The following is a 14,056-nucleotide window of genomic DNA, read 5'->3' as shown; positions in this document are numbered from 1 at the left end:
CTGCCCAGGCTCGGAAGTTATCCGCAGCCTGGACGATCTCCCAGATGGCATCCGAGCATTCTCACCGTTAGCCGCGCAAGGTCAGATGGCGACTGAGCAAGGCGCGCAGGGCGGCAGGTTTGACTGGCTTGGGCAGATAGTCGAGGCCAGCGGCGTGCACTTCTGCCACCAGCTCAGGGCGGCCGTCGGCGCTGATCACCACGCCCGGCATGGGCTCGCCCATGCGCGTACGTAGCCAGGCCATCAGCTCGGTACCGGTTTCACCTTCGTCGAGGTGATAGTCGATCAGGGCCAGTTGCGGGCGTACTTCCTCGCTCAGTAAGTGCTCGCACTCCAGGCGGTTGCGCGCCGTCCACACCTGGCAACCCCAGCGCGACAGCAGGCTGTGCATGCCGGTGAGGATGCTGTCCTCGTTGTCGATGCACAGCACCTGGGTGCCCTGCAGCGGTTGGCCCTGCACGGCCTGCGTCGCCTGTACCTGAGGCCGGGAGGCGGGTTTCTGCACCAGCGGTACGCTGACGCTGAACACGCTGCCCTTGCCAGGCCAGGAACGCACTTCCAGGCGATGGGAGAGTACGCGGCACAGGCCGTCGGCAATCGCCAGACCCAGGCCCAGACCTTTTTCAGCGCGGGTCTGGTGGCTGTCGAGGCGCTTGAATTCTTCGAAGATCACCTTGCGCTTGTCCTCGGGAATACCGGGGCCGCAGTCCCAGACTTCGAGGCGCAGGTGCTGGCCTTCACGGCGTACGCCGAGCACCACGCGGCCTTTGGCGTAGCGGAAGGCGTTGGTCAGGAAGTTCTGCAGGATGCGGCGCAGCAGCTTGATGTCGCTGTCGATCCACTGTCGGCTGCCCCGTACGCGCAGGTCGATACCCTGTTCGGTGGCCAGCACGCCAAATTCGGCAGCGAGGGTATCGAACAGATTGGCCAGGGCGAAGGGGTGGCGATCAGGGGTGATCCGGCCGTTTTCCAGGCGCGAAATATCCAGCAGGTCGGTGATCAGATCCTCGGCCGAACGCAGTGAGCTGTCCAGGTGGCGTACCAGTTCCTGGGCCTCCACCGGCAGCGCGTCATCCTGATGCGCCAGCGCGGCGGAGAACAGACGCGCAGCGTTGAGCGGTTGCATCAGGTCATGGCTGACGGCCGCGAGAAAGCGGGTCTTGGACTGGTTGGCCGCTTCGGCGTGGGCTTTTGCTTCACTCAGCGCCTGGTTGAGCTGCGACAGCTCCTGGGTGCGTTCGGCGACGCGACGTTCCAGGCTTTCATTGGCTTCCTTGAGGGCACGCTCGGCCTGACGGAATTCGGTGATGTCGGTGAAACTCATGACGAAGCCGCCACCGGGCATCGGATTGCCGATCAGCTCGATCACCCGGCCATTGGGGAAGACCCGCTCGTAGCTATGCGCGGTGCCCTGGCGCATCCAGTACAGGCGTTTGGCGACGTTCTCCTCGACATCGCCGCCGCCGAGCATGCCGCGCTCGGCATTGAAACGGATGATCTCGGCGATGGGGCGGCCGACGTAGATCAGCCCCTCGGGGTACTCGAACAGCTCCAGATAGCGGTGGTTCCAGGCCACCAGGCGCAGGTTCTGGTCGACCACGCTGATGCCCTGGGTAATGTTTTCGATCGCGCCCTGCAGCAGGGCGCGGTTGAACTGCATGACCTCACTGGCCTCGTCGACGATGCGCACCACATCCTCGACCTGCATTTCACGGCCTTCGATGGCCGCCTTGACCACCGCGCGCGTGCTCGATGCACCGAGTACGCCGGCAAGCAGGCGCTCGGTATGCGCGATCCATTCGCTGTTGGCCGGCTGGTTGGGGTCGAACTCCTTGCCTTTGCTCTGGCGTTGAGCAAAGCGCAGGAAGCTCTTGCGAGCACGTTCCTCGCCAACGAAGCGGCTGGCCAGCATCAACAGATCGGCGACCTGAACCGCCAGCAGGCTGCGGCTACTGGGCTTGGTGCCAAGGTCATGACCGATGAAGCGCCCGGCCTGCCAGTGTTCGGACACCCGCGTGCGGGAGAACCAGGAAACCCAGGCGAACAGCAGGAAGTTGCCGGCCAGCGACAGCACCACACCGCGGGTCAGCGGATCGACATGCAGGCCGATCGGCGCGTAGAGCAGGGTGGCCAGCGCAGGGAAACTCTCCAGCGACCAGCCCATGCCACGCGCCACCAACGGCAGCACCAAGGTGTAGAACCACAGCATGGAGCCCAGGATCAACCCGGCGAACACGCCCCTACGGTTGGCCTGCTTCCATACCAGAGCACCGAACATAGCCGGCGCCAGTTGGCCGATGGCAGCGAACGACACCTGGCCAATGGTGGCCAGGCTAGCGCCCTCGCCGAGCAGGCGGTAGCAGACGTAAGCCAACAGCAGGATCAGCACGATGCTGACGCGACGCGCCGTGAGCATCCAGTGACGGAAGGCTTCGAACGGCCGCTCGGTGCTCTGCCGACGCAGCAGCCAGGGCAGCAGCATGTCGTTGGAAATCATGGTCGACAGGGCCACGGAGGCGACGATCACCATGCCGGTAGCGGCCGAGGCACCACCGATGAAGGCCAGTACCGCCAGGCCAGGATGCGCCTCGGCCAGCGGCAGGCTGATGACGAAGGAGTCCGGGGTCACGCCTGCGGGTAACAGCATCTGCCCGGCCAGCGCGATGGGCACCACGAACAGGGCGGCCAGTACCAGATAAGCCGGGAACACCCAGCGCGCCAGGCGCAGATCCTTGGGCTCGATGTTCTCCACCACGGTGACATGGAACTGCCGTGGCAGGCAGATGATGGCGATCATCGCCATGCCGGTCTGTACCAGCATGGCTGGCCAGTTCACCGCCTCGTTCCAGAAGGCATCGAGATCCCGGGTGTTGTGCGCCTGCGAGATCAGGTCATTGAAACCGTTGTACAGGCCGAAGGTGACGAAGGCACCGACGGCGAGGAAGGCCAGCAGTTTGACCAGCGACTCGAAGGCGATGGCCAGCACCATGCCGCGGTGGTGCTCGGTGACGTCCAGGTTGCGCGTGCCGAACAGGATGGTGAACAGCGCCAGAGCCAGCGACACGATCAGTGCGGTGTCCTGCGCACTGGTGCCCGTGTCCTGGGCGTGCACGCCGATCAGCAGGTTGACGCCGAGCACGATGCCCTTGAGCTGCAGGGCGATATAGGGCAACACGCCGACCAGGCAGATCAGCGCGACGACGATGGCCAGCGGCTGCGACTTGCCATAGCGGGCGGCGATGAAGTCGGCGATGGAGGTGATGTTCTCCTGCTTGCTGATCATCACCATCTTCTGCAGCACCCAGGGCATGGTCAGCAGCAGGATGATCGGCCCCAGGTAGATCGGCAGGAATGACCACAACTGTTCGGCCGCCTGGCCCACCGCACCGAAGAATGTCCAGCTCGTGCAATACACCGCCAGTGACAGGCTGTAGACCCAGGCGCGAACCTTCGGTGACATCGGCGTGCGGCGGCGGTCGCCGTAGAACGCGATGGAGAAGAGGATGGTCATGTAGATCAGCGCGACCGCGGCAATCAGCCCAGGGGACAGCGACATGCGAACTCCAGAACGCAGCGAGGAACGATAACGACCAGCGCCGATGGGCGAGGCGGACGATAAGCAGTGTTGCACAAAGCCGCGCGCTGTCGGCTGCGACCAAGGTCGCACGGCGGCTGCCGGGCTTTGCGACAAGGGTCGATTGTGTCGGAGTCGGGCGCCTGATAGCGTGATCGATCTGGGACTCAGGAGGGATCCTAATGTTCAAGCCGCAACTGGTCACGCTGCAACGTGGTGCTCTACGCCTGGAACCGCTGGCCGATGCCGATATTCCCGCATTGGTGGCGCTGGCCGAGAGCAATCGTGAAGAGCTGCTTTACATGAGTGGTACTCAGCGCCTGGATTGGTATCGCAGCGCGCTGGCCGACCTGCGCGAGCAGCGCGCATTGCCGTTCGTCATCCGGCTCGGCGACGTACTGGTGGGCACCACCCGTTTCGCCGATTTCATGAACACACTGCCGGCCTGTGAAATCGGCTGGACCTGGCTCGACCGCAGCCAGCATGGCAGCGGGCTGAACACCAGCATCAAGTACCTGATGCTCAAGCATGCCTTCGACAACTGGGGCATGGTGCGTGTGCAACTGAAGACCGCCGCCAGCAACCTGCGCTCGCAACGCGCCATCGAAAAACTCGGTGCCGTGCGTGAAGGGCTGCTGCGTAATCATCGTCGTCTGGCCGATGGGCGTCTCGACGACACCGTGCTGTACAGCATCACCGATCATGAATGGCCGCAGGTGCGCGAAGCGCTGGAGTCGCGCTTCGGCGCCTGATCGTCATGGCGAGTCGCGAGCACACGCGTTTCTGGCAGGCCTCGGCGTTATCCGGGGTAGAGCTGCTACAGGCGCGTTATCGCGAGCAACGCTTCGCACCTCATGTGCACGAGGGTTTCGTCTTCACCGTGATCGAACACGGTGCCCAGCGCTTTCGTCATCGCGGCTGCGATCACCTGGCGCCGCAGGGCAGCATGGTGTTGATCAACCCGGATGAGGTGCATACCGGCTCCAAGGCCCACGAGGATGGTTGGCGTTATCGGGGGTTCTACCCCAGCAATGGCCAGGTGCTGGGGGCATTGCAGGAACTCGGTCTGGCCGGCGCCGGCATGCCTTCATTCGACTTCAGCGTGCTGCATGATCCGCAGCTGCATGCGGCCTTTCTGCGACTGCATCGCCTGCTCGAGGATGGTGCCGAAGCATTGCAGCAGCAACTGGCCTGGCGCGAAGCCATTCTGGCGTTGTTCCAGCGCCATGCGCGAATTGGCGAGCCGCAGTCGCCCGGCCGCGAGCCCTGGGCCGTTTCATGCGCCAAACAGATGCTCGCCGAACGACTGGTCGAGCCGCCCTCGCTGGAAGAATTGGCAAGTACGGTCAATCTGTCGCCCTTTCACTTTGCCCGGGTTTTTCGTCGCGCCACAGGCCTGCCTCCGCATGCCTGGCTCAAGCAGCGACGCCTGGAACAGGCTCGTGTCTTGCTCAAAGGCGGTTGCTCGGCGGTGGGTGTCGCCACTCAGTTGGGCTTCTCCGATCAGAGCCACCTGTCGCGGCAGTTCAAGCAGGCTTATGGCGTCAGCCCCGGTGAATACCGCAGCGGCGTGGCTCGGAGGTAAGCCGGGGGTGTAGCGGATTCCCCGACTCGTAGGGTGGGTTAGCGGCGCCGAGCACCGTTCTTGCTGTCGCCGATGAGCGCAGCGCGCCGCGTAACCCACCAGGCGATAGATCGCGTTGCGCCTATGGTGGGTTACGCCGCATCAGGCGTCTTGAATTGATCGGCAAACGTGACAGGCGGCTAACCCACCCTTGTATCTCGACCATAGCCTCCTGCGAGGTTATGGTTCCCGACTGATCATCGGGGGAGGAGCTGCAGGCCGTACCCACCCTTAAGCCTTGAGCTTGCCTCGTAGATTGCGCTGCGCTTCTCCGCACTCATCCGCCAAGTCCGAACGGTATCCAGAGCTTCGAGCTCGCATCAGCAAGGTTGGACAGGATGACGTGATGATCGGTGCAAATCTGTGGAGGAGGACATTATGGCAGCGGTAGTGGGCGTTGATATCGCCAAGCGCACCTTCGATCTGGCGATCTTGCAACCTAACGGCAAGCACCGAACCAAAAGCAAACTGAGCAACGACAAGGCAGGCTTTGCGGTCTTCGCCGACTGGCTGCAGCGACATGCCGAGCCTGGCGCATGGATCGTGATGGAGGCCACGGGCATCTATCACGAGGCGCTTGCTGAGCATTTCCATGAACTGGGTTATCGGATCGCGGTGCTCAACCCGTCGCAGATCGCCCGTTATGCCCAGAGCCAACTGCAACGCAGTAAAACGGACAAACTGGACGCCAAGCTGATCGCCACCTATGGCCAGCTACACGTCGAGCACTTGCGTGGCTGGTACCCGGAGCCGGTGTCCGTGCGTCAGCTGCGTGCCTTGACCCGGCGCCTGGAGGATCTGCAGTCGCTGCGGCAGATGGAGCTCAATCGACTCGACGTCAGCTCGAGCACTGTTCAAAGCTCGATTCAGGCGGTTCTGCAAAGGCTCGATGAACAGATCGCCTGGACGCTAGAACAGATCAAGCGACATATCGACGATGACCCGGATTTGCGTGGTAAACGCGACTTGCTCGTGAGCATCAATGGTATCGCCGAGAAGACCGCGGCTCTGATAATGGCTGAACTCGGTGATATCGAACGCTTTACCGATGCACGTGCCGTCACGGCATTTGCCGGTTTAGATCCACGGTTACAAGAGTCTGGTGTCGCCCGAGGCCATAGCGGCATCTCGCGCACGGGCTCGGCCAGACTACGGACTGCGTTGTACCTGCCTGCCGTGGTGGCGCTCACTTATAACCCAGCGATCAAAGCGCAGGCCGAGCGTCTAAGAGCCAGGGGCAAGAGGGGTAAACAAACCGTCTGCGCAGCGATGCGCAAACTGCTGTGCATCGCTTATGGCGTACTGAAATCGCGCAAACCTTTCGATCTTGCTTTGGCAATTGCACGGTAAGGCGCAAGACGGTATCTACGGTCTGTCTGCGCCGGAGATAACAGGCCATAAAAAAACCGGCGCTCCTTGCGGATGCGCCGGTTGTTCAACCCTGCGTTTCGATCAGAACTCGTGATCGGCGGTGTCCGGGTTCAGGTCGCTGATGCCCAGCTTGCCGGCAGCCTGCTCGATAGCGCCGGTCTGCTTGACCAGTGCAGCGATGGCGCCGCGAACCAGAGCCTGACCTTCGGCGTTGTCGGCTGCGATCAGTTGATCGAAGTGCACGTTGTTCTTCTCGGCACTGTCGACCAGCTTTTGCAGTTCGGCTTGGGTGGCGTCCAGATCGGCCTTGAGGGTGCTGTCAGCCTGAGCGTCGATTTTGGCGACCAGTTCAGACAGGCTCGGGCCGGTCAGGGTGCTGCCATCGGCTTTCTTGTACTCGCCCAGATAGACGTTGCGGATGCCCAGGCCATTGTAGAAGTGCGAGTTGTGGGTGTTGTCGCTGAAGCAATCGTGCTCGTCTTCGGTGGAGTTGGCTTCCAGCGCGACTTTCATGCGCTCGCCGGCCAGTTCGCCCAGTGACAGGCTGCCCATGCCGAACAGCATCTTGCGCATACCGTTCTCGGCGGAGTCGGCCAGCAGCTCGCTGCGGTAGTTACCTTCCACGCCGTCTTTCCACTGCTCGACCATTTCGTCCAGGTCGCTGACCAGCAGGTCGGTGGCAGCTTTCAGGTAGGTGCGGCGACGCTCGTTGTGACCACCGGTAGCGCCTTCGCCCACCAGGTAATCGGTGTAGGGACGCTCGCCGGCGCCAGGGTTGGTGCCGTTCAGATCCTGGCCCCAGAGCAGGAATTCGATGGCATGGTAGCCGGTGGCGACGTTGGCTTCGGAACCGCCCAGCTCGTTCAGGCTAGCCAGCAGCTCGCCGGTGATTTCGCTGACGTCGATCTTGTCTTCACCCACCTGGATTTCGGTGTTGGCGATGATGTTGGCCTGTGCGCCCGGGTTGCCCAGCGCATGCTGGTAGTCGGCGGCGACGTAGTCGATCAGGCCTTCGTCCAGCGGCCAGGCGTTGAGCTGACCTTCCCACTCGTCCACCACCGGGTTGCCGAAGCGGAACACTTCGGTCTGCATGTACGGTACGCGTGCGGCCAGCCAGGCTTCGCGAGCAGCCTTCAGGGTCGCCTCGCTCGGGTCGGCGAGCAGGGCATCCACGGCGCTCTGCAGGGCCTTGCCGGTGCTGGCTGCGTCGCTGAATACGGCCAGAGCCAGGTCAGCGTAGTGCTTCACTACTGCCTGCGCAGCTGCTTCGTCGACCTTGGCGGCTGCGCTGGTGACGGTGCTCTCGGTGCTGGCAGCCGGAGCCGCCGCTTGGTTGGCAGGCGCTTTGTCTTCACCGCAGCCGGCGAGGGAAATGGCGATGGCCAGCAGGCTGGCGGAAGCCAGGGGCATACGAATCATGGCGTGGTCCTTTGCATGTACAGAATGTGGATGGTACGCAGGGGTACCTGAAAAACTGCAACATAATGCAAATGTTTCGCATTATGTGTAAAGGCCATTATTCGTTGCTGTGCGGGATATCGCTTCCGCCGCCCGTGACTGCCGTTAGAATGCCAGCACCCGATTCGCAGTTCTGCATGGAGAAAACTGCATGAGCCTGACCGCCGTGATCCTGATCGTCGTCCTCATTTTGCTGGGCGCCTACGCGGTGTCGTTGTACAACGGCCTGGTGCGTCTCAAGCATGGAGTGAGCAAGGCCTGGTCGAATATCGACGTGTTGCTCAAGCAGCGTCATGACGAGCTGCCCAAGCTGGTGGAAACCTGCAAGCAGTACATGCAGTACGAAGGCTCCACGCTGGAACGTGTGATTGCGGCGCGCAGCGCGGTTGCCAGTGCTCGCGAACAACATGACGTAAGCGCCCTGGGCAAGGCCGAAAGTGGTCTGCGCGCCGGCCTGGGGCAATTGTTCGCCTTGGCCGAGAACTACCCGGAGCTCAAGGCCAACGACAGCTTCCAGCATCTGCAGCAACGCATCAGCGGTCTGGAAAACGGCATCGCCGACCGGCGCGAGCTGTACAACGAAGCGGTCAATCTCAACAACGTGCGCATCGAGCAGTTTCCGGATGTGATCGTCGCGCGCATGTTCAACTTCCCGGCGGCCGAGTTGCTGGTGTTCAGCGACGCGGAGAAAGCCGACGTCGATATCAAGTCCCTGTTCAACTGAGATGATGCACGGCGATCCTCTCGGCTTTCTGGTTGCACTGTTCTTCACCCTCGGTGCCTGCCTGGGCGGTGGTTGGTGGTGCTTGCGACGTTGGTCGCAGGCACGCCACCTGCTCGACACGCCAACTTCGAAGATTCGTTCGGCGGCGCAGGGCTATGTCGAGCTTTATGGCGTGCTCGAAGAACTGCCGGATGTGCAGACTCGCGGGCCGCTGACCGGCAAACCCTGCCTGTGGTGGCGCTTCCGTATCGAAGAGTACGTCTCCAGCGACAAGAAACGCAGTTGGCGGGTTGTCGAGAGTGGCGCCAGCGATACCTGGTTGCGCCTGGTCGATGGCACCGGTGAGTGCCTGATCGACCCGCGCGGGGCGGAGATTCGCACGGCGGTTCGCGAGGTCTGGGAGGGTAATCTGCGTCACCCGCTGGGCCCAGCCAAGACCGGGCTGTTCGGTTTTCTCACCAGCGGCAAACGCTACCGCTACAGCGAAGAGCGTTTTCATGCCGGCCAACCGCTGTATGCCATCGGCGATTTCCGTACTCACGGCGCTGCGCAACAGGGTTTCGACATGCCCTCGGCTCAGGGCGAGGTGATCCGCGAGTGGAAGGGCGATTACGTCGGCTTGTTGCGGCGTTTCGACAGCGATGGTAATGGCGAGCTCGATGAACTGGAGTGGAATCGTGTGCGCCTGGCGGCGCAACTCGAAGCCGAGGATCGGCATCGGCGCAAGGCAGCGCAGCCTGCGCGGCACCAGATGAGCAAGCCCGGAGAGCGTCAGCCGTTCATCCTTTCCAACAGCGGAGAGGACGAGCTGGCACGTAGTTTCTATTGGCAGGCTGCCGCAGGTGCGGCGCTGTGTCTGGCGGGTGCGCTGTCCACGGCCTGGCTGTTCGGCGTGCAGCATTGGTAGGGCTAGCCAGGACGTTGAGTCTGCATACGGCCTTGTAGGGTGCGCCATGCGCACCGGCTTTGCCTAACGCGGGTGTCGTCTACCTAGAGCGTAGCGGCAGAACTCAGGCGTCTCGCCTGCTTGAGGAACAGGGTTAATTCGCGCGCTGGTAGCGGTTTGCTGTACAGGTAGCCCTGACCCTCATGACAGCCCTGGGCGATGATGTAGGCCTCCTGCTCGGCGGTTTCCACGCCTTCGGCGATCACCTGCATGCCCAGGCTCTTGCCCAACTGGATGATGGCGCGAACGATGGTGGCGTCGTCCTCGTCTTCGAGCAGATCCTGCACGAAGCTCTTGTCGATCTTGATCTTGTCCAGCGGCAGGCTCTTCAGATAACTCAGCGAGGAGTAGCCGGTACCGAAGTCGTCGATGGCGATCAGCGCACCGGAGCGGCGTAGGCTGAGCAGGTGCTGGGCGGCGGTGCTGATGTCTTCCATCAGGCCGGTTTCGGTGACTTCCAGCTCGAGGCTCTTCGGTGGCAGGCGGTAGACCTGCATCAGGTTGTTGACCACGCGCGGCAGCTCCGAGTGGTGCAGCTGCACGGTGGACAGGTTGATGGCCATGCGCAGGTCGGTGAACCCCTGGTCGTGCCATTCGCGCAATTGGCGACAGGTCTGGTCGAGAATCCATTCGCCGATGGGAATGATGGTGCCGTTCTGTTCGGCCAGCGGAATGAACAGATCCGGCGGCACGAAACCATGCTGCGGGTGTTGCCAGCGCAGTAGCGCTTCGACGCCGACCACGCGGTGGTCGCGATAATCCACCTGCGGCTGATAGACCAGATGCAGCTGGTTCTGCGCCAGGGCGTCGCGTAGATCCTTCTCCAGTTCGCGACGGCGACGCATCTCGCTGTCGACGCTGGCGATGTAGAACTGGTAGCGATTGCGCGAGCGGCTCTTGGCCAGGGTCATGGTCTGTTCGGCTTTCTGCAACAGCTTCTCGGTGCTGTCGCCATCCTCCGGGAACAGCGTGATGCCGATGGTGGCGCGCAGACGCACTTCCTGGTGGTCGAGCAGGAAGGGCAGTTCCAGGTCGTCGAGCACGCTTTGCGCCAGTTCGGCGGCTTCGTAGGGCTGTTCGATATCGGCCTGAACCAGGGCGAACTGGTCGCCACCCAGGCGCGCCAGGGCGCCGAGACGGCCACTGTGGCTGCGCAGGCGGTCGGATAGGGCGAGCAGTAGCTGGTCGCCGCTCTGGTAGCTGAACTGTTCGTTGATGCCCTTGAAGTCGTCGAGACCGACACACAGTACGGCGACGCGGCGTTGCAGGCGGCCGGCGTCTTCGAGAATCTGGTCGAGCTGCTGTTGCAGTTGCTGGCGGTTGGGCAGGCCGGTGAGGAAGTCGTACTGGGCCATGCGCAGCAGGCTGTTCTCGGCCTCCCGGCGTAGGTGGGTGTTGCGCTCGATGGAGGATAGAAGCTGATTGGCGGTGTTGATCCACAAGCCCAGTTCGTTCTTCTCGTTGCCCTTGAGCATGGGCAATTTGTGTTCGCTGGGGCGATCCGGATTGATGTGGGTCAGGTGCTCGATGATCTTCGACAGCGGTTTGGTCAGCAGCCAGTGATAGACCAGGTACAGCACCAGGCCCATGGCCATGGCGCGTAATACGCCGGAGATGAAGATGATCACCGAGTTGGTGACGAAGCTCTCGCCGTACGGTGCTGTGTCGAGGGTGATGTTGAGGTCGCCGTAATACTCACTGTAGGGGCCTCGGCCGACCAACTTGGTGGAAAATAATTGTTCCTGACCAAGAATCGGATCGGTCAGCCAGCGGGTCGGGATCTGTGCCAGGTCGCGGGATTTTTCCGCCAGCATGGGCTCGTTGGGGTGGCCGATGGCGGCGTAGCGCACCGACTCGTGCTGGAACAGGCCTTCGATCACCTGCATGCCCATTTCCCGATCCAGGCTGTACACGGCCTGGGTCGATGGGTCGCGGAACATCCCCAGAATGCGTTGCGCATCATTGGCAACCGCCTGGCGCGTCTTGTAGGCATCGAACACGATCTGCGCGCAGCTCAGTACCACTCCCACTACCAGTGCCGACAGCAGCACTACGCGGAGCAACTTGAGTGACAAGCTGTTCTTCAATTCCAGCTTCAAAGGCAATTCCTTGTGTCGATGCTTACAGCGTCAGTCAGACGAGAGTATTGGCAATCTCGACCTAGCCGTCAAAGGGCCATCATCACTGGTGGCACTTTTTGTTCTCAAGGATCGGTCATGGTGCGCGGCAATCCATCTGGCCGTGCCCCTTGCTCTGTGTCGGTGCGAATTTAGCGGACTTGAGCGCTATCTGACATGGCAAATGGCTGGCACAAGAGTTGCGAAGGCTGACGTGACCATTATGAGGGGGCTCGGATGAAAACACTGTGGCTGTGGTTCGTCGCTGTCTGCTTTACCCCGTACGCACATGCCGCCGATGACGAGGCGATCAATATCGCCTGGATCGTGCTGGCCAGTGTCCTGGTGTTCTTCATGCAGGCCGGTTTTGCCCTGTTGGAAAGCGGCATGTCGCGTGCGAAGAACGCGGTCAACGTGATGATGAAGAACTACATGGACAGCTGCGTGGGCGGCATCGTCTTCTGGCTGGTGGGCTTCGGCCTGATGTTCGGCAGCAACCTCACGGGCTGGTTCGGCATGAGCCATTTCGGTCTGCACGAAGGCGAGCCCTGGGATTACACCTTTCTATTGTTTCAGATGATGTTCGCCGTCACGGCGGCGACCATCGCCAGTGGTGCGATGGCCGAACGCACACGCTACTCGGCGTATCTGATCGGTGCGGTGCTGATCAGTGGTGTGATCTACCCGATATTTGGCAGCTGGGTATGGAGCGGTGTGTACGGTGGTCAGGGCTGGTTGGCCAAGATGGGATTCGTCGACTTCGCCGGTTCTACCGTGGTGCATAGCGTCGGCGCCTGGTGCGCCTTGGCCGGCATCCTGGTGCTGGGGCCGCGACTGGGCCGCTTCGGCAGTGACGGTGAGGCGCGGATGATTCCCGGCCACAATCTCGGCATGGTGGCGTTGGGTGGTTTCATCCTCTGGTTCGGTTGGTTCGGCTTCAACGCCGGGAGTAACCTGGAGGTCAGCACCAGCCTGGGCTTGATCGCGCTGAATACCCACCTCGCCGCTGTTTCTGGCGCCATTGGTGCCCTGTTGGCACAACGCAGCACCGCCAGTCCGATCCTGCTGACCACCACCGTCAACGGTTCGCTTGGGGGGCTGGTGGGGATTACCGCCGGTTGCGCAACGATGGCGCCGGGCTTCGCTGCGCTCAGCGGGCTGCTGGCTGGTTTCGTGGTGGTGTTCGGCATGCGCCTGCTCGACCGGCTGCGTATCGACGATGTCGTCGGTGCGGTGTCCGTGCATGGTTTCGCCGGCATCTGGGGCACGCTGGCCGCGGGGTTGTTCTATCAGGGCGACCTGTTCAACTGGTCGCGCGTGGCGATCCAGGCGTTGGGCGCCGCTTCTGCTTTCCTCTGGGCATTTCCCATGGCGCTGCTGATGTACCTGCTGCTGGCCAAGACCATCGGTCTGCGCGTGACGCCGCAGCAGGAACAGCGCGGGCTGGATTTTGCCGAGCACGCCGAGGTGGGGTATCCAGAGTTCAACCTGGCGCAGACCTTCGATAGCGAGCAATGGTCGAGGAGGGGCTGAGGATGAGACTGAGCCTTCGTCGCCGCGCGATCTATACCGGTCTGGCCGGACATTTCTCCGAGGAGGAGGTCTGGCCCCTGCTGGCATTGTGGGAGAGCAAGTACGCCGACAAGCCGCCCTTTGCACTCAATGAGTTTCTCGCCGAGGTGGTGCTGCGTACCGAGCGCAAGCTCGAGCGTGCGCGACTGTATCGCGAACTGGTCGGTGCCTTGACCGGGCCGCCCTCACAGCTGTTGCCGGATCCGGAAGAGCAATTGCTGGCCTGGCGCCAGGGCCGCAACGAGGCGATTCGCAGCGTGGCCAAGCCGGATGCTGCCGCACAGAAAACCTTCCTCTCGCTCAGTCAGGCATTGCTGGAGCAACTGGAGGTGCCGCAGCAGCAGGCCTTGCGTCGATTTGCTTCCGGCAACCTGGGAGGGATGCAGGTGGGGGCGGAGCTGGCCACGCGGCTGCGGGCCTGGCTGGAGCAGGGCACGCAAGAGGGTATAGAAAGCCTCGGTCTGGAACAGCTGCGCAAGCTGCTCAATCTGCTCTATATCGGCTTGTGCGAGTTTCTCGGCCCTGTGCGGGCGGATCGGGTGCTGAGTCAGGCGGTCAGTCGAGTAGAGGAAGAGGGCGTGGCCTTTTCTCCGCGGCGTCTGCTTTAGCGGCGATGAAGCCGCGCCTCGGGGCAGAAACGAAAAACCCGGCCGAGAGGCCGGGTTCTTGC

Annotated in this window: 10 protein-coding genes; 7 read left to right on the top strand and 3 right to left on the bottom strand. The window is 62.3% G+C overall.

Annotated elements, in window-relative coordinates; genetic code table 11:
- Nucleotides 1-67: 67 nt before the first annotated feature.
- Nucleotides 68-3,556, bottom strand: a complete 3,489-nt coding sequence (locus HS968_RS19455; protein ID WP_182368267.1) for a hybrid sensor histidine kinase/response regulator — start codon at nucleotides 3,554-3,556, stop codon at nucleotides 68-70.
- 200 nt (nucleotides 3,557-3,756) lie between these two features.
- On the opposite strand from HS968_RS19455, the gene HS968_RS19450 reads away from it, so the two are divergent.
- From HS968_RS19450 to HS968_RS19440, 3 genes are all read left to right on the top strand, one after another.
- Nucleotides 3,757-4,326 (top strand): GNAT family N-acetyltransferase, encoded by a 570-nt coding sequence (locus HS968_RS19450; protein WP_182368265.1) that lies wholly within the window; start codon nucleotides 3,757-3,759, stop codon nucleotides 4,324-4,326.
- A 5-nt stretch (nucleotides 4,327-4,331) separates the two neighbouring features.
- A complete protein-coding gene (locus HS968_RS19445) occupies nucleotides 4,332-5,159 on the top strand; it encodes a helix-turn-helix transcriptional regulator (RefSeq protein ID WP_182368263.1) in 828 nt (275 codons plus the stop codon).
- A 417-nt stretch (nucleotides 5,160-5,576) separates the two neighbouring features.
- On the top strand, nucleotides 5,577-6,548 hold the full coding sequence (locus HS968_RS19440; protein WP_182368261.1) for an IS110 family RNA-guided transposase: 972 nt from the start codon (nucleotides 5,577-5,579) through the stop codon (nucleotides 6,546-6,548).
- Nucleotides 6,549-6,650: 102 nt separating this feature from the next.
- Here the strand turns inward: HS968_RS19440 and HS968_RS19435 are convergent, their stop codons facing one another.
- A complete protein-coding gene (locus HS968_RS19435) occupies nucleotides 6,651-7,988 on the bottom strand; it encodes an imelysin family protein (protein WP_106736779.1) in 1,338 nt (445 codons plus the stop codon).
- A gap of 190 nt (nucleotides 7,989-8,178) precedes the next feature.
- On the opposite strand from HS968_RS19435, the gene HS968_RS19430 reads away from it, so the two are divergent.
- Both HS968_RS19430 and HS968_RS19425 read left to right on the top strand, forming a co-directional pair.
- Nucleotides 8,179-8,751: a LemA family protein gene (locus HS968_RS19430; protein WP_182368259.1), complete on the top strand. Its 573-nt coding sequence runs from the start codon at nucleotides 8,179-8,181 to the stop codon at nucleotides 8,749-8,751.
- 1 nt (nucleotide 8,752) lies between these two features.
- Nucleotides 8,753-9,658 carry a GIDE domain-containing protein gene (locus HS968_RS19425; RefSeq protein ID WP_182368257.1) on the top strand — a complete coding sequence of 302 codons (906 nt, stop codon included), beginning with the start codon at nucleotides 8,753-8,755 and terminating at the stop codon, nucleotides 9,656-9,658.
- An 83-nt stretch (nucleotides 9,659-9,741) separates the two neighbouring features.
- On the opposite strand, the gene HS968_RS19420 is transcribed toward HS968_RS19425, so the two are convergent.
- Complete coding sequence (locus HS968_RS19420) at nucleotides 9,742-11,796, bottom strand: putative bifunctional diguanylate cyclase/phosphodiesterase (protein ID WP_119693236.1); 2,055 nt, start codon at nucleotides 11,794-11,796, stop codon at nucleotides 9,742-9,744.
- 255 nt (nucleotides 11,797-12,051) lie between these two features.
- On the opposite strand from HS968_RS19420, the gene HS968_RS19415 reads away from it, so the two are divergent.
- Together HS968_RS19415 and HS968_RS19410 are read left to right on the top strand one after the other, a co-directional pair.
- Complete coding sequence (locus tag HS968_RS19415; RefSeq protein ID WP_182368255.1) at nucleotides 12,052-13,347, top strand: ammonium transporter; 1,296 nt, start codon at nucleotides 12,052-12,054, stop codon at nucleotides 13,345-13,347.
- Between the two features lie 2 nt (nucleotides 13,348-13,349).
- Nucleotides 13,350-13,994 carry a hypothetical protein gene (locus HS968_RS19410; protein ID WP_182368253.1) on the top strand — a complete coding sequence of 215 codons (645 nt, stop codon included), beginning with the start codon at nucleotides 13,350-13,352 and terminating at the stop codon, nucleotides 13,992-13,994.
- Nucleotides 13,995-14,056 lie beyond the last annotated feature (62 nt).

It is taken from the genome of Pseudomonas berkeleyensis (assembly GCF_014109765.1).
In the GTDB taxonomy this organism is placed as follows: Bacteria; Pseudomonadota; Gammaproteobacteria; order Pseudomonadales; family Pseudomonadaceae; genus Aquipseudomonas; species Aquipseudomonas berkeleyensis.
This window is presented reverse-complemented; position numbering and strand designations above follow the sequence as displayed.

Excerpts from the sequence above, each read along its gene's own strand:
- HS968_RS19455 (WP_182368267.1), bottom strand. The coding sequence starts at position 3,556 with ATGTCGCTGTCCCCTGGGCTGATTGCCGCGGTCGCGCTGATCTACATG.
- HS968_RS19450 (WP_182368265.1), top strand. The coding sequence starts at position 3,757 with ATGTTCAAGCCGCAACTGGTCACGCTGCAACGTGGTGCTCTACGCCTG.
- HS968_RS19445 (WP_182368263.1), top strand. The coding sequence starts at position 4,332 with ATGGCGAGTCGCGAGCACACGCGTTTCTGGCAGGCCTCGGCGTTATCC.
- HS968_RS19440 (WP_182368261.1), top strand. The coding sequence starts at position 5,577 with ATGGCAGCGGTAGTGGGCGTTGATATCGCCAAGCGCACCTTCGATCTG.
- HS968_RS19435 (WP_106736779.1), bottom strand. The coding sequence starts at position 7,988 with ATGATTCGTATGCCCCTGGCTTCCGCCAGCCTGCTGGCCATCGCCATT.
- HS968_RS19430 (WP_182368259.1), top strand. The coding sequence starts at position 8,179 with ATGAGCCTGACCGCCGTGATCCTGATCGTCGTCCTCATTTTGCTGGGC.
- HS968_RS19425 (WP_182368257.1), top strand. The coding sequence starts at position 8,753 with ATGATGCACGGCGATCCTCTCGGCTTTCTGGTTGCACTGTTCTTCACC.
- HS968_RS19415 (WP_182368255.1), top strand. The coding sequence starts at position 12,052 with ATGAAAACACTGTGGCTGTGGTTCGTCGCTGTCTGCTTTACCCCGTAC.
- HS968_RS19410 (WP_182368253.1), top strand. The coding sequence starts at position 13,350 with ATGAGACTGAGCCTTCGTCGCCGCGCGATCTATACCGGTCTGGCCGGA.